Raw genomic sequence first — 18,053 nt, 5'->3', positions numbered from 1 at the left:
CGCCAGGCTTCAAATTGCTTAAATGCTGAATAGACACTGCGGAGTGGTAGTTCAGTTGGTTAGAATACCGGCCTGTCACGCCGGGGGTCGCGGGTTCGAGTCCCGTCCACTCCGCCATTATTTAAGACATAGTTAAGTCTTTAAAATAACTACAGGGGTGTAGCTCCAACTGGCAGAGCAGCGGATTCCAAATCCGCGTGTTGGGAGTTCGAATCTCTCCACCCCTGCCATCTTCAAGAAAGCCTCGACAGCAATGTCGGGGCTTTTTTACGTCTGTATCATTATGATAGAGCTCCAACTGGCAGAGCAGCAGCTTCCGCCATACCGAAAATTAGCGCCTGTTGGGCGTTTGAAACTTGTAACCCTTGCCATCTTCAAGAAAGCCTCGACAGCAATGTCGGGGCTTTTTTACGTCTGTATCATTGTGATAGATAGGGTGTAGCTTCAACTGGCAGCGCAGCGGATTCAGCGATACCGAAAATCAGCGCGTGTTGGAAGTTCGAATCCTCTCCACCCCTGCCATCTTCAAGAAAGCCTCGACAGAAATGTCGGGGCTTTTTTACGTCTGTATCATTATGATAGAGCTCCAACTGGCAGAGCAGCAGTTTCCGCCATACCGAAAATCAGCGCGTGTTGGAAGTTCGAATCCTCTCCACCCCTGTCATCTTCAAGAAAGCCTCGACAGCAATGTGAGGATTTTTTACGTCTGTATCATTATGATAGAGCTCCAACTGGCAGAGCAGCAGCTTCCGCCATACCGAAAATCAGCGCCTGTTGGGCGTTTGAAACTTGTAACCCTTGCCATCTTCAAGAAAGCCTCGACAGCAATGTGAGGATTTTTTACGTCTGTATCATTGTGATAGATAGGGTGTAGCTTCAACTAGCAGCGCAGCGGATTCTGCGATACCGAAAATCAGCGCGTGTTGGAAGCTCGAATATCGTAACTCCTGCCATATTCAAGAAAGCCTCGACAGTAATGTCGGGGCTTTTTTACATCTGTATCATTGTGATAGATCGGTGTAGCTTCAACTGGCAGCGCAGCAGATTCAGCGATATCGAAAATCAGCGCGTGTTGGAAGCTTGAATCTCGTTATCTTAGCCATCTTCAAGAAAGTCTCGACAGTAATGTGAGGATTTTTTACATCTGTATCATTGTGATGGATTTTAGTTAAAGGCATCCTGAGCAATAACATCTGCAGCTTTCTCACTTAACATATAAATAGCGATTGTAGGAAAGAAACCTGGAATATTAGGGAAAACACTGGCATCCACGACACGGAGTCCATCGGTACCATAGACTTTAAAATTACTATCTAATACAGCCATTGGATCATCGATAGACCCAATTTTTGCGGTACAAGATGCGTGATGTCCCCATGATTCATTCATAATAAAATTCTGAATTTCTCGATCGGTATTAATATGGTTTCCTGGCCATACTTCTTTATGAAAGACTTTATTAAAGGTAGCTTTAGTTGAGTAGCGTGCTGTTTTTCTTATTAATTTTACCCCTTTCATTATTGCTTCAAGATCATCGTAATGCTCATTACTTGGCATGACACCTGCTTGAGGATCGCCAAAATATTTAAAGTTGATGATTGGTGTATCTAGAGGATCTGCACTTCTTAGTGATACGACGCCTCGATTGTTACTATGGCCTTTTAATAGTAACCAAGTGTATTGGTTGTCTGGATCAAAAGTATCTTTGCTGTAGCCTGGGTAGTAACCTTTGAATGTTCCTCCAATAGCAAATATATATAAGTCAGGATCTAATTGATTAATTTCATTCGTTATCGCTTTTTTATTACCGTGTAAATCATAGCGTTGGGATTTTGTTACCATACTGATTAGTGCGCCTGGTTGTGTATAGACTCCTTTTTGTTGATTTTCCCAATCACGATGACAGTTATCCTTATTGTATGGATCAAAATTACAGTTTGTTAAAGCCGGGAAGTTTTTAGGTCCAAAATCAAAAATCCAAAAGCGACGTCTTTTTTCAAAAACTAAAGGTATTTCGTAACGATCTTGAAGGTTTTTTCCTACTCCCGGTAGATTGACGTTGACAGTAATACCATGTTTTTGGAGTTCTTTTTTGTCTCCAATACCTGATAGCATCAGTAGTTGTGGGGTGTTAAATGCCCCTGCGGATAAAATAACTTCTTTGCTCGCTCTATAGTAGGTTGGGGTTGGAGTAATGCTACCTGCGGAGTTTCGATCTGCTCGATATAAATGTGCGCCATGTAAAACTTCGATACCTTCAGCTTTTGGAAGTGTATTGTGGTGTTTAACCATGACGACTTTCGTTGCTAATGTATGCGTTTTTAGCGTTAGTGGGTATCCAGCTTCAATAGTAGAAGTAATGCGACCAGCCACTCCAGAACGATGTCCTTGTTCATCAACGGCAACGGGCACTTGATATAAACCTTCAGGTTCATTGTTGCTACGGAGTTTATTTATATCTTTAAATGGAAATAAAAAACTAGGATGATCTGCTTGTCCGCGATCCGCTTGTTTTACGGCTCCAGCAAAAATATCTAAATAACTAAATTTGACCGCAGGAGAAAGAGGGGAATATAACTGCCCATTTTTATTTGGTGCTAAGAGGGCATTATGATTGATAGGTTGCCAACCTTGACGTCCATGGCCTGTGGATTCATTTTTACCATAAAGGTTACGTTCAACTTTAGTGAAATAGTGTCGCATATTACTTGCAGACCAAGAGTCATCACCAGTCATTTTGGCGATATTATCCCAATCACTGTTGTGTGGGATAACCGAAATCATGGCATTGACGGCGGTTGAGCCACCGATAGTTGATCCTCGAGGGTAAAAAATGCCGGTTGAGTTATCTGGGCACCCTGATTTTTGCGGACAATGTTTACTATCTAATTTATTTCGGTTGGGATCACTATAATGATTGATGAAATATTGCCACGATAGTCTTGGATGCTCACTGGCTTTAACATGCAGAGCGGGGGCGTCCATAAAATCTTTGTCTGCAGGGTTGAGATCTCCAGCTTCAACCAGTAGTACTTTAAATCCTCGCTCAGCTAAGCTTGAAGCCAATGGACCACCACCGGCTCCTGCACCAACAACGATATAATCATAAACCGCTTTATAATTTTCAGCATGAGCCATAACTGATATCGGTAGTAATAGCCCTGTTATTAATAACTTAGCTATTATTATCAATGTTTTTTTGAATAGTAATATTAAAGATTTTATTGATAACATATTGAAATACCTAAATTCTTGTGATGGTTAAGAAAAAAAGGTCATATGTATAATGTCTAATTAATATAGATATAAATATAGTTGTTAATATTGGTTTCATCAATTGTAGCGGTGTAAGTTAAGGCTGATGCAATAATTGGTATAATAAAAACTCGAGATCGAATGATATTAAGTGGTAATGTAGTCGCGTAACTAGTCATTTATCGGGAGTTTTTATGCCACACCTTCGCTTTCGTGCTATTGCATTTGATACAGTAAAGCAGCTATCAACAAAATTGGTTGATGATTTACAGCCTTTAATGGCTTGCCCTCGTGAAGATTTCACCGTTGAGCATATTCCTGCATCATTTATATTTGACGGGGAAGTGTCAGATGCTTACCCCTTTGTTGAAGTCTTTTGGTTTGATCGTGGACAACAAACCCAAGATCTCGTTGCTGATACAATTACTGCGATCGTTAGATCTGCAGTTGAAGATCCACAGCAAGATGTCGCTGTTATTTTTACCGCGCTGACACCTTCTGCTTATTATGATAATGGTAAACATTATTAAGCCATCTCTATTCTTATACTGATGTTGTTATTTCTAATTTTACGATGATATCAGCCCATTAACGTAATGGGCTGAGTTGTCTTTGTAGGCTGGTATTATGGCGCGTAGAACAAAAACAAAAGTGGTTGCTGGCTTAGGTGTCGTAGCGGGCGCATTGGGTCTAGGAGCATTTAATTCTTCATTTGATGTTTCGATCCAACCTGAAGTCACTAACGAAGTGTTTGCACCTCACTTTAGCTATCATTGTATTGAAAGTGAAATTGCGCCACCACTTGATAATAATGGCATGTTGACGGTAGCGGTATGGAATATTTATAAGCAGCAACGACCAAATTGGCGTTCAGCATTAGCATCATTTACTCAAAAAAGTGATTTAGTATTATTACAAGAGGCAAGTTTAAATACTGAGTTACAAACCTATCTAGATACCAGTCATTGGCAGGTTAGGATGGCGAATGCGTTTCGATTTCTTGATACTCCAGCCGGAGTCATGAATTTATCGCGAGTATCATCGCGTCAAACTTGCGCTTATCTTGCCATGGAGCCGTGGTTACGGTTGCCTAAATCAGCATTACTGTCACAATTTTCATTGTCAGATGGACAAACATTAGCAGTGGTTAATCTACATGGTGTTAATTTTGCGATTGGTTTAAATGAATATAGACAGCAATTGGATAGCTTAAAAGCGGTCTTAGAGCTGCATCAAGGACCGATTATATTAGCCGGTGACTTTAATACATGGCGTAAAGCGCGGATTAAAGTTGTGCGAACTTTTGCACATTCATTGGGATTAAAAGAAGTGCAATATCATAATGACCAGCGAGTTAGGGTATTAGGTAAACCATTAGATCACCTTTATTACCGCGATTTACGCTTGGTAAAAGCAGAAGCACCTAAAACAGATGCTTCTGATCATAATCCATTATTAGCGACGTTTAAGTTAGTGCCACCGATAGTTCATTAAGCTGAAATAATCAGTAATGGCCATACAATAATGGTCAGTATCCAAGGAAGTATCGCAACAATGATAGCTTTAGCACGATCGAGATCAGTCCATGCACTGACTGCTGCGTAGGTTAAAGCGATGTACCATGGCGCTAATAACGGCATGGTTGTCGCGATTGCTGCCCAGCGATTATTCATTGGTAATTTTAACAAACCATTAAAACTGTTTAAATCAGCGGCATTAGGCAGAATATTATTATGGTTGAAAACAATATTAATATAGCTAGCAATGTCACCAATAAAAGATGGCAGCATAATAAAGCAGGCCGCAGCAAGCCATTTACCATAGCTGTGTTGATGCTGACTACCTTTGGTTGCTAACTTTAACCATAAAGCCAGTACAAAAATCACTACCGTGCGGCCAGTGATATCACTAAATACCTCACCAGCAAGTAGCACTTCTCGTGTTAGCCATGATTGTTGTACATTTTCCCCAATATTGCCTAACTGAGCTTGAATCGCTTGTTGTAGCCATGGCATATCGACATGATTAAAGTAACCCCCCCAGACAATGAAGGAGCCTAAAATAATCATCAAGTAGGGTAAAATTGCCCACTTGGGACGTTCATAGATCGCGGCAAAGCATTCTATCGGTGAGCGAAAGAGATCGATGATAGCGATGACTGGGTTTTTCGATGGTGTCATGCTTTAACCTTACGATTATCAATAATTAATTTTAGCTGTTGGCCTTGTTTAATGTATTTGCTGTTAGCTAAATTATTCCATTTTTTGATTTCAGCGACAGAGACATCATAACGCTGCGCGATAACACTTAAACTATCACCACTGCGAATTGTGTAACTGATCGTTTTGCGACCCGCTGTGGTTTTTTTAGCTACGGCAGTTGTTGATACTTTTAATCGTTGCCCTTTTTGCAGTACTGTATTTTTACTCAGGCGGTTAAGTTGCTTGAGTTTGTTGATACTGGTTTTATGCTTGCGTGCAATACTCCATAGGCTATCACCTGACTGGACAACATAATGTTGCGCTTCTACCTTGATAGCGGCACGGTGTTGACGATTAACTAATGAAATAGGTGACGTTGGAATTGTCAGTGACTGTCCAATACGAAGGTTAGTCGTTTTGAGTTTATTTATCTTTTGAATCGCTTTAATACTGCTGTGGTAACGCTCAGCGATTAATCCTAGGCTTTCACCTGCTTTTACGCGGTGATGGTGGGTAACCATGCTTGCATTACGATTCTGGGCTAATTCACGCTTAAAACGTTTAACTTTATCGATGGGTAATAATAACTGATTAAGCCCATTCGGTGCGGTTACACCACGGCGGTATGCTGGGTTAAGATCTTTCAGCTCACTGATACTGATACCTGCAAATTTTGCAGCAATCGAAAGATCCATTTGTACGCCAGGTTTAACGATTTCGATAACGGGCTTGTTACTAATTGGAGCAAGGTGAAAACCATACTTTTTCGGGTGCATGATAATATCAGCAACGGCATAAAGTTTAGGTACATAACTGCTGGTTTCTTTCGGTAAGTCTAGTGCCCAATAATCAGTGGGTTTTCCTTCAGCGCGGTTTTTACGAATGGCACTAAAAACACGTCCTTCACCAGTGTTATAAGCGGCTAGAGCTTGTTGCCAGTTGCCATCAAATTTATTATTTAAGTATTCAAGTAAATTAAGCGCGGCAGTGGTTGATTTAACCACATCACGGCGACCGTCGTACCAGCTATTTTGTTTTAAGCCAAAACGACGTCCAGTATCTGGAATAATTTGCCATAGGCCAGCCGCTGCCATACTTGAATAAGCATGGGGATCAAATGAACTTTCTACTATCGGTAATAAAGCTAATTCAAGTGGCATGCCTCGTTTTTCGACTTGCTCAGTGATGTAGTATAAGAACGGCTGAGCGCGTTGGGCTATGATTTCAAGATTACGCGGATTATCTAGATACCAGTTACGGTAGTATTGTACGCGTTTGTTATTAGGGATCTTGGTCGTAATCTGCATCGCAATGCGATCCCATACATCCTGTTGTTGTTGTGGTGTCAGTTTAACGACCACAGGCTGTGGTTTTTTGACAATAGGTGCCACAGGTACAACAGAAGTATTAGTAGGTTGCTCAACGACAGTATTTTGTTGGTTAGTATCGACCTGTGTTGTCTCTTTGGTAGTTTGACAACCTGCGATAACAAGTACACTTGCTAAAAGGATTTTGAATTTCATGACAGTCGTTTGTAGCCAAAATGGTTGGTGATAATACTTGCCCAACCACCTTGGTTACAAGGGAAGATGCATTAAAACTCATCTTTCCAACGTCGAAGTGCTGCAAATGTCTCAATATCTGAGTTATCGTACGCTTTATCAGCAACAGAACGCTTGATACTTGGCTGATCACAACGTAAAAAAGGGTTAATAAGCTTTTCATTATTGAGGGTCGTCGGCAGAGTACTTTGACCGTTGGCACGCAGTCGATTAACTTGATCACGATAACGTTGTAGATGAGCATTATCCTGTTCTGCCACTAATGCGAAAGCAAGATTTCCTGCAGTGTATTCATGAGCACAATAAATCTTAGTTTCATCTGGTAATGAGGCGATTTTTTGCAATGAATTAAACATTTGGGCTGGTGTACCTTCAAAAATGCGACCACAGCCTGCAGAGAATAATGTATCGCCACAAAATAGCTTTTCATCACCGACATATGCAATATGCCCAAGGGTGTGTCCTGGTACGCTAAGTACCATAAAGCGTTCACCAAAAATATCGACTTGATCGCCATCTTCGACTGGACGAGTGATACCTGGAATTGGCTCATCATTAGGGCCAACAACTTTGATGGTAGGGAAGCGACGTTTTAATTCACTGATACCACCCACATGGTCATGATGATGATGAGTGATCAGGATCGCGTCTAGAATTAAATTATCTTTATCTATTGCCTCAAGAACCGGCGTGGCATCCCCTGGATCAACAACGACACAATGATTGTCTGGGTTTTGAATTAGCCAGATGTAATTGTCTTTAAATGCGGGTATGCTTTTAACAGTTAACATGAATTTTGTCTCCAGCCTTATCAGGTGTTGAGCAGTATCTTATGAAGCCAGCGCGTACAGTAACACACATTGAAGTTCCTTATACATGGTCGAATGTGATCAATGGTGAATGGGTAGCAGAATTATTACAGGCACGCCTCGATGAGTGGTGCCCTAAATTGTTTGGCTACCATATGTTAAAGCTTGGTGGCTTAAGTGCAGAGCTGACCAGTAGCCATTGTAATATTCAACATCAAATCAGCGTCGATAAGCTCAGTCCTAAGCGCACTATTGTGGCTGATGCGTTAGAGTTACCCTTCATTGAAAAGTCATTTGATGCTTGCTTGTTAATGCATCAGTTGGATTATTCTATTGATCCTCATCGATTATTACGGGAAATTGATCGAGTGATGGTTGATGATGGCTACTTGGTATTAAGTGGTAACAACCCGCTGAGCCTCTTAGGTTTACGAGGGTTATTACCGTGGAATCGTCACCAAGCACCGTGGACCGGAAGAATGTATTTACCATTTCGTATTAATGATTGGCTGCGATTGCTTAATTATGAAGTGGTGTATCAAGAAACGTTTGCCATCGTACCCGCAACCCGTCATCTGGCTTGTGCGGAGTGGCTTGAACATGTTCTCTCTGAACCTTTATCGGCAGTAGGTAGTTTGTATTTTATTGTGGCGCGTAAACGCACGTGTCCACTTAAGCCGATCAAACCGACATGGAAATTACGTCGTCAATTAGCACCATTACGGATTAACTGTCGTACCCAAGTTGAAAAAACGTTACCTAAATCCCCACCGCGTTCGTAAAACTAAGCTTAGTTTGGCTGATAACCTGTATCAGCTTGGGTTGGGTTTTCAGCTGCGGTACGGGCCAAGACATCGCAACGTTCATTTTCAGGGTGGCCAGCATGACCTTTAACCCAATGCCATTGCACTTGATGACGCTGAGTTTCTCGATCCAATTGCTGCCATAAGTCAGCATTTTTGACGGGTTTTTTATCAGCAGTTTGCCAACCACGTTTTTTCCAATTATGGATCCATTGAGTAATTCCTTGACGCACATATTGGCTGTCAGTGGTAAGATCTACTGAGCATGGCTGTTTTAGACTTGCCAGTCCCATAATGGCTGCAAGAAGCTCCATGCGGTTATTGGTGGTCATTAAATAGCCGCCACTGAGCTCTTTTTCGTGTTGTTTGTATCTTAGTACTGTGCCATAACCGCCAGGACCTGGATTACCTAAACACGATCCATCGGTGAAAATTTCTACCTGCTTCATCATTGTGGGTAGCTTTGCCTTCTATTATAAAAACTTAAGTCTGACACATTAACTACTATGAAAGCCACTAACCAACGCATTATTGTATTTGATACAGAAACAACCGGTATGAACATGACCGGCCCTCATTATGAAGGCCACGGCATTGTTGAAATTGGTGCTGTTGAAATCATCAATCGTAAATTAACCGGTAATACGTTTCATGTTTATATAAAACCTGATCGAAATATCGATCCAGAAGCGATTGCTGTCCATGGTATTACTGATGAATTTTTGCGTGATAAACCTGTGTATGCTGAAATTCATCAAGAGTTTATTGATTTTATTGATGGCGCTGAACTCGTCGCACATAATGCATCGTTCGATACCGGTTTTATGGATTATGAATTCCATAAAATGGGCGCGTCAATTGCGAAAATAGAAGATATCTGTCAGGTAACCGATACCTTAGAAATGGCAAAAAGGCTGTTTCCTGGTAAACGTAATAATCTTGATATTTTATGTTCACGTTATGGCATTGATAATTCTCATCGTACTTTGCACGGCGCATTACTCGATGCTGAGATTCTAGCTGACGTTTATTTGATGATGACCGGTGGTCAAACATCATTACGTTTAAGTAGTGGTAACGATGATTCTACAACAGAAACCACTATTCGCCGTTTAGCGAGCGGTCGAAAAGTATTAAAGGTTATTCATGCAGCTGCCGATGAACTAACAGCACATCAAGATAGGCTTGATCTGATTGGTAAAAAGGCTGACGTTATTTGGCGTCTTTAGGGGCATTATGTTGCGGCGATTATGGTTACTTCTTTTCTATGTTCCACTTTGTGCTTGGGCACAAACTGAGACGAGATTAACTTGGCTTGATAATCGTTTTCGCGTTGATCCTGAAATAGAACAAATCACATTTGTTGTGACGCGTGAGCAGCCTAGTCAGTCGGTGGTATTAGTTGCACCTGATGGGCGTAAGTATTATGCCGATCGTCATTCTAAAGCTATGTCATGGTACAGCGATAAGGGGATGGATATTATTTCGATTAATCATCCGATGGCTGGGCCTTGGCAAGCATTAGGGAAAGTATCGACTAATAATGGCATTAGAATAATTTCTAATATCCAACTTGACGCTCATCAATTACCGGCGCAATTGTATCAAACCGAAGTGCTAAAATTTAGCGCCCGATTAACCCAAAATCAACAGCCATTATTGCTCCGTGATTTTTTAGATCGAGTGCAGTTAAAAGTAATTTTTTATCCTATAACTTCTGATTTATCCAATGGTACAGTTGATGAATCGACAGCAATAGAAGTCGGTACATTTGCTGATAATGGTCATGAATATGATGAAGTTGCTGGTGACGGTGTATTTACTGTAGCACTTAATATTGATGTTGTGCCTGGTAAGTATCGAGTCAAAATCGCGTCAACGAACGGTGTTTTTGAACGCGCAGTAGAACAAACAGTGTTAGTTTATCCGACCCCAATAACAACCACGTTCACGCAGAGTCATCGGTCATTAATATCCCATGTGGTTAATATTGAAACCAAGCCTGAGCAAATTGTTGCGGGTTCATTAGCGGCTTATTTAGTTGTTAAGCAACCACAGACTAAACCACAAATTCTTCAACGTAGTACTACGGCACCACAGTCACAATTAGAATTGACATGGCTCAATGATAGTCATGTTGGTAAAGCATGGTGGCGTGGTTGGGCTTATGTTACAGATGCTTTGACGCAGAGAGAGTTAGTATTTAGGTTGCCAAAACAAAATTATACTCAGGTGGCAATTGTAACTCCGAGTTTAACTTCACCATTGGCTCAACAACGGTTGGAGCAGCAGTTAACTGCACGTCAGACTGAGCAGCGCCAACAACAGTTATTATGGATAGCTATTACAAATATTATTGTCGTTATTAGCGCGATTACATTGTTATTACTGTGGCGCCGTAAACGAACGTCAAAACATGATTTGATGTTGCCTAACGAGTTAAAATAAAAAGGGGAGCATACAGCTTCCCCTATTTGTAGTAATAATACTTGGTGTTTAAGCTGCACTATGGATCTGTGGTGCAGTTTGAGGTGGGTTGACGGCTAACTGCTGTGGATCAAAATCATCAACATTAATTGTATATAACCGCCCCGTTTCTGCGCGCTGGAGTAATTCAGCTTCTGCTGTGGTAATAACACCTAGCTCTAAGCCTTTAGCTGCGACTTTACCTAATTGCATGAAAGGTAATTGAGTGTTGGCAGCGAGGCAGACTCGATCATAAATAGGCTCGGCAGCAAGAATATCAAGCAGTGCCATTTCCATCATACCGACTGTATTATTTTCAGTGGCTTCTAAAAATTGACCGCGGCCAATACGATTCCTCGTTGCGGATGGAGTTTGAATTAAACGTGCCAGTTGATGATCAAGCTCATCTGTTGGTTTACGACGACGTAATCCAGTTGGCAATATCAATAATCGTAATCCACTGGCAATGGCCTTATTTGGAAAGTTAGCTAAAAAGTTATCAATGGCAACTTCGGTTTGATAAAGCGCATCTTGTAGCCCCCAATGTACTAACGCAATATCCTCTTGCTGCTGACCTTCATCGGTATAGCGTTTTAGAGTGGCAGAGGCTAAGTATAATTGGCTTAACACATCACCTAAACGGGCGGATAAGCGTTCTTTACGTTTGAGTGTGCCACCTAGCGTTACCATTGAAATATCTGCTAATAGTGCCAAGTTAGCACTGTAACGGTTTATTTGTTGATAATAGCGTTGGGTTGCGTTGTGATGTGGTGTAGGTGAACCTCGACCATCGGTTAATCCTAACCATAAACTACGACTCATATTACTGATCACAAAACCGATGTGACTAAATAACGCGGTATCAAACTGATCAATAGCATGGTGTGGATCGTCGTTATAAGCGGCATTAATTTCATCAAGTACATATGGATGGCATCGAATAGCCCCTTGGCCAAAGATGATCATGGAACGGGTTAGAATATTAGCGCCCTCAACGGTGACGGCAATGGGAGCACCTTGATAACCTCGTGCTAGGAAGTTGCGTGGCCCCATACAAATACCTTTCCCGCCTGCGATATCCATAGCATCAATGATACTTTGCTGACTGCGATGGGTGCAGTGGTATTTAACAATTGCAGAGATGACCGCGGGTTTTTCCCCTAAATCTATTCCTGTGACAGTGAGTGTCGTTGCAGCATCAGTGACATAAGCATTACCAACAATACGTGCGAGAGGCTCTTCTATTCCCTCCATTTTACCTATGGGTAACTTAAACTGCCGACGAATACGAGCATAAGCACCGGTTGCCATTGCCGCGGTTTTTAAACCACCCGTTGCATTTGAAGGTAATGTTATTCCACGACCAACAGAGAGGCATTCAACGAGCATTCGCCATCCTTGTCCAGCCATGGCTTGGCCACCAATGATGAAATCGATAGGAACAAATATTTTATCGCCTCGAGTTGGACCGTTTTGGAATGGAATATTAAGAGGGAAATGACGACGACCAATTTCAACCCCATCAATATCGGTAGGAATTAGCGCACAAGTAATGCCAAGATCATCCTCATCGCCGAGTAAATGATCGGGATCGAATAACTTAAATGCCAATCCTAATACCGTTGCGACAGGCGCTAAGGTGATATAACGCTTATTCCACGTTAACTCCATTCCAAGTACTTCTTTTCCTTGCCAAATACCTTTTTTGACTATGCCAAAATCAGGAATAGAGCCTGCATCAGATCCTGCCTCAGGACTTGTGAGTGCAAAACAAGGAATTTCTTTACCTGCAGCTAAACGGGGTAAGTAATAATTTTTTTGTTCTTCAGTACCGTAGTGTTGCAGTAACTCACCAGGGCCTAAAGAGTTCGGTACCCCAACTGTTGATGATAATACCGTTGATACACCAGTAAGTTTTTGTAAAACAAGCGATTGTGCATAGGCTGAAAATTCTAAACCGCCATATTGCTTTTTTATGATCATCGCAAAAAATTTATGCTGCTTGAGCTGTTGCCAAACTTCAGGTGGTAAATCGGCAAGATCATGGGTGACATGAAAGTCATTGACCATACGGCAAACATCATCCACAGGTCCATCTAAAAAGGCTTGTTCTGCGGGGGTTAGAGTCGGGGCTTGAATAGCATGTAGTTTGTTCCAATCAGGCTTGCCACTAAAAAGATCTGCTTCCCACCATACAGTACCTGCATCAATGGCTTCCTGCTCTGTTTGTGACATTTTTGGCATGACTTTTTTAAAGCTATTGAGCGCGTAATGAGTAATAAATTTTTTACGTAATGTGGGGGTATTTAGTACTAAAGCCACGATGGTGAAAATTAGCCAACTGATAATTCCTGTAACATTTAACAGGGTACCTAAAACTAATAATGCAGCAATAGCGACAGTAAACTTAGGACGAGATGTTCGGTGATAGGCAAGAATAGCAAGCACACAGATAAAGCCAGTTAAATATATAAATGTCAGCATGGCGATTCTCCGTAATCATATAGCAGCACTATAGATTGCAGCTAAAAATTTCATTGAACTCATGGGTGATATTTTTAGAGGCAATATTACGCTACGTGTTTTAGAGTAAGGTGACTTAAAAAACCAAGGTAAGAGGTCTAACCACCTTTTGTTTATTGTAATTTATTTTTTAAAGAAATGTAAAATATTTTGTTTAAAAATGGGAGCTAAAGAAGGAAGTAAAAACACTAATGCTACGTTTTTACTGGCATTGATCGAAATCAGGTACGAGTTTATTTTCACTTGCCAATTCTTTATCAAACGTTAACATGTAGCACTATTGTGATACTGTTCACGTTATTGAATCTGTGTGTTTTTTATACACTTGATAAGTGAGCTGTATTTCCGTTTGTTGCCTTTCCCGATTTCCGACTGACAGTTGCCCGCCGGACCCTCTTTCGGGTTGACATCAATACCTATTTTTTATGTGCAAATAAGCGCAGGGGTTTTGTTGTGTTGATTTTTCAAGCTCTCTCTCAATCGTGGAAACAGGGGTACTCCCTTTCCAAGTTTCGTGCCGATTTAGTCTCTGGTATTACCGTTGGTATTGTCGCTATTCCGTTAGGTATGGCATTAGCTATCGCTGTAGGTGTGCCACCACAGCATGGTTTATATACGGTTATCGTAGCGGGTTTTTTGGCTGCACTCTTAGGCGGGTCACGGTTTAATATTACTGGGCCGACTGCAGCTTTTGTGGTGATATTGTTACCGATAACGCAGAAATATGGTTTGTCGGGATTAATGCTAGCTACCATGATGTCAGGCATTATCTTATTACTGATGGGTATTTTTAGGTTAGGACAGCTGGTGGCATATGTACCTTATCCGGTTACAACTGGTTTTACTGCCGGAATTGGATTTGTCATTGCTTTTTTACAACTAAAAGATTTGCTTGGTTTACATGTATTAGGTAGCCCGATTCATTTTCCTGAAAAAGTGATGGCTTATTCACATGCAATATCGACCACCAACTATGCAGATGCTCTAGTGGGTATTATTACCATTATGACCTTTATCGGTTGGGCTAAACTAAAAACCCGAATTCCACCTCATTTAGTTTCTTTGTTTGTGGGTACAGTTTTAGCATTGGTTGTAAATCATTTCAGCCTTGAACATGTGACATTATTAGGTGAAAAATTTACCTACACTATTGGTAATATTATTGGTCACGGTATTCCACAAGAAGCGCCGCAATTTTTTCCATTATGGCAATCTAATAATTTTAATTGGGCCACAGTGATTGAATTGATGCCATCAGCGTTAACGATTGCGATGTTAGGTTGCATTGAATCGTTACTATGTGCCGTTGTTGCCGATGGTATGACGAGTACCAAACATAATCCAAATGCGGAATTAGTTGGGCAAGGTTTAGCTAATATTGTGGTGCCTTTTTTTGGCGGTATACCAGCAACGGCTGCAATTGCTCGCACAGCGACTAATATTCGTTCTGGCGCTTTTTCACCGTTATCTGGCATTATTCATGCGCTGTTTGTGTTGGCTGCAATGATGGTTTTAGCGCCAGCATTGTCTTACGTGCCGATGAGTGCTTTAGCTGGCTTGTTAATCATGGTGGCTTGGAATATGTCGGAAGCACCACACTTTGTGCATACTCTAAAAGTTGCCCCACGGCGTGATGTCGCGGTGTTAATGACCTGTTTTATTTTGACGATTGCATTTGATATGGTTGTTGCGGTGATTGTGGGGCTGTTATTAGCTGGGGTGCTGTTTATTCAACGTATTGCTAGCTTAACCACGGTTACCATTACCCATGATAAACATCCACATCTTAATTTTGGTAATGATGTGGTGGTATACGATATTAATGGACCATTATTTTTTGCGGCCAGTGAAAAAGCATTTTCTGTTATTGAACAGACAAATATGGCAACGCGAGCGGTGGTGCTTGATTTCAGTGATGTATCAACCATTGATATTACCGCGATCCATGCTTTTGAATTAGCACTAGATCGATTATCTGCGTTACCTGTATATTTGTTAGGGGTATTACCACATGTTGAGCGTAAATTGGAACATGCGGGGGTATTTGAACTAGCGAATCTTCACCTAGTGCATTCAATTACGCAATTACAGCAAATATTAGTGGTTAATTCTGGCATTGCGCCACATCAAGAGTCGACACTGTAAGTTATTTGTATGTAAACTGCGATTAACGATGTATTGCAGCATCAAGCGAGCACGTTGCTCGCTTGATTTGTATTTAATGGAAAACATTGAGAGAGCAGCTTATGTATAAAGATCTGATCCGCAGCGAACTAACTGATGCCGCTGACGTCCTTAACCGTTTTTTAAATGATGATAAAAATTTGGCTGATATTGAAGCTGCGGCTAAATTATTAGCTGACTCATTCAAGCAAGGCGGCAAAGTATTGTCATGTGGTAATGGTGGTTCTCATTGTGATGCGATGCATTTTGCCGAAGAATTAACGGGTCGTTATCGTGATGATCGTCCAGGTTACCCAGGGATTGCAATTTCAGATCCTAGTCATCTATCTTGTGTGAGTAATGATTTCGGTTATGAATATGTATTTTCTCGCTATTTAGAAGCCGTTGGCTCTAAAGGTGATGTGTTGTTTGGACTCTCAACTTCAGGCAACTCTGCTAATATTCTTAAAGCTATTGAAGCAGCCCAAGCTAAGGGTATGAAAACTATTGCGTTAACGGGTAAAGATGGCGGTAAAATGGCAGGATTAGCCGATGTGGAAATTCGAGTACCGCATTTTGGTTATGCCGATCGTATTCAGGAAATCCATATTAAAATTATTCATATTTTAATTATGTTAGTTGAAAAAGAAATGGAAAAATAATCGTCCGGCCATTGCTCGTTAATTAAGCAATAACGACGATTATTAATATTAAATGAGCATAACTCAGCGTAAAGAGCAGAAATAAAAATGTGTGAATTATTAGGCATGAGTGCCAATGTGCCAACAGATATTTGTTTTAGCTTTACCGGCTTGATGCAGCGTGGCGGTAATACAGGACCACACCGTGATGGATGGGGAATTACCTTTTATGAAGGTAAAGGATTTCGAACCTTCAAAGATCCTAATCCAAGCTGTCAATCACGTATCGCCGAGTTGGTGCAACAATATCCAATAAAAAGTCAGGCTGTTGTGAGCCATATTCGTCAGGCTAATCGTGGTGGGGTGAGTTTAGAAAATACTCATCCTTTTACGCGTGAGTTATGGGGTAATTATTGGACTTTTGCTCATAATGGCCAATTGACTGGCTATGAGCAATTAGCGACTGGGCGTAATCAAGCTGTTGGTGATACTGATAGTGAGATTGCGTTTTGTTGGTTGATGAATCAATTGGAAATTCGTTTTCCAGTATTGCCTGCTGATATGACGCCGGTGTTTGGTTACTTTGCTGAGTGTTGTGACACATTGCGCCAATTGGGTGTGTATAACATGTTGCTTAGTAATGGTGAGTACGTCCTCACTTATTGTACTAATAACTTACATTGGATCACTCGTCGGGCGCCGTTTGGTAAAGCTTCATTAATAGATGAAGACGTTACCATCGATTTTCAACGTGAGACAACGGCTAATGACGTGGTGACTGTGATTGCAACCCAGCCATTAACGAACGATGAAAGTTGGCAGAAAATGGCAAGTGGTGAGTTTCGCGTATTCCATTTCGGTGAAACGGTTTATCATGCGATAACGACGGATGTTAGTACTCGCTAATCTTAATCTTCTGTATTAACGGCATATAATAAAAAGGCGATCTGAATAAGATCGCCTTTTTTTATATGAGTTTATTATTCGTTACTGTGCAGCATAGCCTTGCGGCGGTAGTTTGTTACCATCTAGCACAGCATGTCCATTTTGCATTGATAATCGTTGACTAAGTAGCCATTGAGTCACTAACGGATAGATATTATGTTCTTGTTGCTGAACACGCTCTATTACTTCATCAACACTGTCAGTTGCAAAAATAGGCACTTTGGCCTGTAGAATAACGGGTCCACCATCAAGTTCTTCGGTAACGAAATGGACACTGGTTCCATGTTCTTTATCACCAGCGTCCATGGCGCGTTGGTGAGTATTTAATCCCGAATATTTAGGTAATAAGGAAGGGTGGATATTAAGCATTCTTCCTTGGTAATGGCTGACAAATTTTGCTGATAATATACGCATAAAACCAGCAAGAATAATTACATCTGGTTGATAAGCATCTATTTTTTCAATTAGAGCTTGATCATAGTCTTGACGGTTTTCGTAGTCAGTTGCCGCAATATAAAGGCTATCTATCTTGGCAAGTTGAGCTCGCTTAAGACCATAAGCATCGGCTTTATTTGAGATCACGGCTGTAACTTGACCATTTTTGATGATGCCATTATTACAACCATCAATAATCGCTTGTAAGTTACTGCCATTTCCTGAGATTAAGACAACGATATTATGCATG

15 protein-coding genes and 2 tRNA genes are annotated in these 18,053 nt (G+C 41.1%); 10 read left to right on the top strand and 7 right to left on the bottom strand.

The features are described from left to right. The first annotated feature begins 40 nt into the window (after nucleotides 1-40). Together C0W29_RS19355 and C0W29_RS19350 are read left to right on the top strand one after the other, a co-directional pair. Nucleotides 41-117, top strand: a tRNA-Asp gene (locus C0W29_RS19355). Nucleotides 118-153: 36 nt separating this feature from the next. Beyond that, nucleotides 154-230: transfer RNA gene (locus C0W29_RS19350), tRNA-Trp, on the top strand. Nucleotides 231-1,164: 934 nt separating this feature from the next. Here C0W29_RS19350 and C0W29_RS19340 read toward each other — a convergent pair. Then, a complete protein-coding gene (locus C0W29_RS19340; protein ID WP_045045675.1) occupies nucleotides 1,165-3,138 on the bottom strand; it encodes a GMC family oxidoreductase in 1,974 nt (657 codons plus the stop codon). Between the two features lie 311 nt (nucleotides 3,139-3,449). Here C0W29_RS19340 and C0W29_RS19335 point away from each other — a divergent pair, with 311 nt between their 5' ends. Both C0W29_RS19335 and C0W29_RS19330 read left to right on the top strand, forming a co-directional pair. Beyond that, the gene (locus tag C0W29_RS19335) at nucleotides 3,450-3,785 is read left to right on the top strand and encodes a DUF1904 domain-containing protein (RefSeq protein ID WP_045043811.1); all 336 of its coding nucleotides are present in this window, start codon (nucleotides 3,450-3,452) and stop codon (nucleotides 3,783-3,785) included. Nucleotides 3,786-3,882: 97 nt separating this feature from the next. Next, a complete protein-coding gene (locus C0W29_RS19330) occupies nucleotides 3,883-4,749 on the top strand; it encodes an endonuclease/exonuclease/phosphatase family protein (RefSeq protein ID WP_045045674.1) in 867 nt (288 codons plus the stop codon). On the opposite strand, the gene C0W29_RS19325 is transcribed toward C0W29_RS19330, so the two are convergent. The 3 genes from C0W29_RS19325 to gloB all read right to left on the bottom strand — a co-directional run bounded on the left by C0W29_RS19325 (nucleotide 4,746) and on the right by gloB (nucleotide 7,809). Beyond that, entirely contained in the window at nucleotides 4,746-5,435 is a 690-nt protein-coding gene (locus C0W29_RS19325; RefSeq protein WP_045043809.1) for a Yip1 family protein, read from the bottom strand. The two genes, C0W29_RS19330 and C0W29_RS19325, sit on opposite strands and share 4 nt — an antisense overlap. After that, entirely contained in the window at nucleotides 5,432-6,979 is a 1,548-nt protein-coding gene (locus tag C0W29_RS19320) for a LysM peptidoglycan-binding domain-containing protein (RefSeq protein ID WP_045043812.1), read from the bottom strand. Before C0W29_RS19320 ends, C0W29_RS19325 begins: the two co-directional genes overlap by 4 nt. Before the next feature lie 71 nt (nucleotides 6,980-7,050). Beyond that, the gene (gloB, locus tag C0W29_RS19315; RefSeq protein WP_036793459.1) at nucleotides 7,051-7,809 is read right to left on the bottom strand and encodes a hydroxyacylglutathione hydrolase; all 759 of its coding nucleotides are present in this window, start codon (nucleotides 7,807-7,809) and stop codon (nucleotides 7,051-7,053) included. Nucleotides 7,810-7,850: 41 nt separating this feature from the next. On the opposite strand from gloB, the gene C0W29_RS19310 reads away from it, so the two are divergent. After that, entirely contained in the window at nucleotides 7,851-8,609 is a 759-nt protein-coding gene (locus tag C0W29_RS19310) for a class I SAM-dependent methyltransferase (protein WP_045043808.1), read from the top strand. An 8-nt stretch (nucleotides 8,610-8,617) separates the two neighbouring features. Here the strand turns inward: C0W29_RS19310 and rnhA are convergent, their stop codons facing one another. After that, on the bottom strand, nucleotides 8,618-9,082 hold the full coding sequence (gene rnhA, locus C0W29_RS19305; protein WP_045043807.1) for a ribonuclease HI: 465 nt from the start codon (nucleotides 9,080-9,082) through the stop codon (nucleotides 8,618-8,620). A gap of 54 nt (nucleotides 9,083-9,136) precedes the next feature. Between rnhA and dnaQ the strand changes: the two genes are divergently transcribed. Beyond that, a complete protein-coding gene (dnaQ, locus tag C0W29_RS19300; protein ID WP_045043806.1) occupies nucleotides 9,137-9,859 on the top strand; it encodes a DNA polymerase III subunit epsilon in 723 nt (240 codons plus the stop codon). Nucleotides 9,860-9,866: 7 nt separating this feature from the next. After that, nucleotides 9,867-11,078 (top strand): TIGR03503 family protein, encoded by a 1,212-nt coding sequence (locus C0W29_RS19295; RefSeq protein ID WP_045045673.1) that lies wholly within the window; start codon nucleotides 9,867-9,869, stop codon nucleotides 11,076-11,078. Between the two features lie 48 nt (nucleotides 11,079-11,126). Here the strand turns inward: C0W29_RS19295 and fadE are convergent, their stop codons facing one another. Beyond that, entirely contained in the window at nucleotides 11,127-13,580 is a 2,454-nt protein-coding gene (gene fadE / locus C0W29_RS19290) for an acyl-CoA dehydrogenase FadE (protein ID WP_045045672.1), read from the bottom strand. 492 nt (nucleotides 13,581-14,072) lie between these two features. On the opposite strand from fadE, the gene dauA reads away from it, so the two are divergent. The 3 genes from dauA to C0W29_RS19275 all read left to right on the top strand — a co-directional run bounded on the left by dauA (nucleotide 14,073) and on the right by C0W29_RS19275 (nucleotide 17,329). Next, nucleotides 14,073-15,764 (top strand): C4-dicarboxylic acid transporter DauA, encoded by a 1,692-nt coding sequence (gene dauA, locus C0W29_RS19285; RefSeq protein ID WP_045045671.1) that lies wholly within the window; start codon nucleotides 14,073-14,075, stop codon nucleotides 15,762-15,764. 101 nt (nucleotides 15,765-15,865) lie between these two features. Next, nucleotides 15,866-16,444 (top strand): D-sedoheptulose 7-phosphate isomerase, encoded by a 579-nt coding sequence (lpcA, locus tag C0W29_RS19280; protein WP_045043802.1) that lies wholly within the window; start codon nucleotides 15,866-15,868, stop codon nucleotides 16,442-16,444. A gap of 87 nt (nucleotides 16,445-16,531) precedes the next feature. After that, nucleotides 16,532-17,329, top strand: coding sequence for a class II glutamine amidotransferase (locus tag C0W29_RS19275; protein ID WP_045043801.1), 798 nt, complete (start codon nucleotides 16,532-16,534; stop codon nucleotides 17,327-17,329). Between the two features lie 81 nt (nucleotides 17,330-17,410). Here the strand turns inward: C0W29_RS19275 and purN are convergent, their stop codons facing one another. Further along, nucleotides 17,411-18,052, bottom strand: coding sequence for a phosphoribosylglycinamide formyltransferase (gene purN / locus C0W29_RS19270; protein ID WP_045043800.1), 642 nt, complete (start codon nucleotides 18,050-18,052; stop codon nucleotides 17,411-17,413). Between the last annotated feature and the right edge of the window lies 1 nt (nucleotide 18,053).

Source organism: Photobacterium kishitanii (genome assembly GCF_003026355.1).
Classification (GTDB): domain Bacteria; phylum Pseudomonadota; class Gammaproteobacteria; order Enterobacterales; family Vibrionaceae; genus Photobacterium; species Photobacterium kishitanii.
The sequence above is the reverse complement of the archived record's forward strand: the minus strand, read 5'-3'. Positions and strand labels throughout refer to the sequence as shown.

Excerpts from the sequence above, each read along its gene's own strand:
- C0W29_RS19340 (WP_045045675.1), bottom strand. The coding sequence starts at position 3,138 with ATGGCTCATGCTGAAAATTATAAAGCGGTTTATGATTATATCGTTGTT.
- C0W29_RS19335 (WP_045043811.1), top strand. The coding sequence starts at position 3,450 with ATGCCACACCTTCGCTTTCGTGCTATTGCATTTGATACAGTAAAGCAG.
- C0W29_RS19330 (WP_045045674.1), top strand. The coding sequence starts at position 3,883 with ATGGCGCGTAGAACAAAAACAAAAGTGGTTGCTGGCTTAGGTGTCGTA.
- C0W29_RS19325 (WP_045043809.1), bottom strand. The coding sequence starts at position 5,435 with ATGACACCATCGAAAAACCCAGTCATCGCTATCATCGATCTCTTTCGC.
- C0W29_RS19320 (WP_045043812.1), bottom strand. The coding sequence starts at position 6,979 with ATGAAATTCAAAATCCTTTTAGCAAGTGTACTTGTTATCGCAGGTTGT.
- gloB (WP_036793459.1), bottom strand. The coding sequence starts at position 7,809 with ATGTTAACTGTTAAAAGCATACCCGCATTTAAAGACAATTACATCTGG.
- C0W29_RS19310 (WP_045043808.1), top strand. The coding sequence starts at position 7,851 with ATGAAGCCAGCGCGTACAGTAACACACATTGAAGTTCCTTATACATGG.
- rnhA (WP_045043807.1), bottom strand. The coding sequence starts at position 9,082 with ATGATGAAGCAGGTAGAAATTTTCACCGATGGATCGTGTTTAGGTAAT.
- dnaQ (WP_045043806.1), top strand. The coding sequence starts at position 9,137 with ATGAAAGCCACTAACCAACGCATTATTGTATTTGATACAGAAACAACC.
- C0W29_RS19295 (WP_045045673.1), top strand. The coding sequence starts at position 9,867 with ATGTTGCGGCGATTATGGTTACTTCTTTTCTATGTTCCACTTTGTGCT.
- fadE (WP_045045672.1), bottom strand. The coding sequence starts at position 13,580 with ATGCTGACATTTATATATTTAACTGGCTTTATCTGTGTGCTTGCTATT.
- lpcA (WP_045043802.1), top strand. The coding sequence starts at position 15,866 with ATGTATAAAGATCTGATCCGCAGCGAACTAACTGATGCCGCTGACGTC.
- C0W29_RS19275 (WP_045043801.1), top strand. The coding sequence starts at position 16,532 with ATGTGTGAATTATTAGGCATGAGTGCCAATGTGCCAACAGATATTTGT.
- purN (WP_045043800.1), bottom strand. The coding sequence starts at position 18,052 with ATGCATAATATCGTTGTCTTAATCTCAGGAAATGGCAGTAACTTACAA.